The organism is Microbacterium maritypicum MF109 (assembly GCF_000455825.1).
Lineage (GTDB): Bacteria > Actinomycetota > Actinomycetes > Actinomycetales > Microbacteriaceae > Microbacterium > Microbacterium maritypicum_A.
The window spans coordinates 1-266 of record NZ_ATAO01000109.1; the positions used below are offsets into that span (position 1 = coordinate 1).

Annotated in this window: 1 protein-coding gene; it reads right to left on the reverse strand. The window is 68.8% G+C overall.

Features of this window, described 5'->3' with window-relative positions; all coding sequences use genetic code 11:
* On the reverse strand, positions 1-266 hold a 266-nt coding region (locus L687_RS0121195; protein ID WP_031206894.1), incomplete at both ends, for a catalase-related domain-containing protein.

Genomic DNA, 266 nt, shown 5'->3' on the forward strand with positions numbered 1-266 from the left:
GCGTCGACGTTCGTCCAGTACTGGAAGAAGCGCTCGCGGATGGCGTCGACGGTGATCGAACGCCCCTGGCCGGTGAGCGTCTCCAGGAAACGTGCCCGCTGCTCGGCGTCGAACACCTCGCGGTAGAGCGTGCCGGGCTGCCCGAAGTCGTCGTCCTCGGGGTGCAGGGTCGCGGCGGAGCGCTGGATCTCGCCGTCGGCCTCCCAGTTCACCTCGATGCCCTTCGACGGGTCGGCCTCCGGGCCTCCTGCTGCTCCATAGGAGTT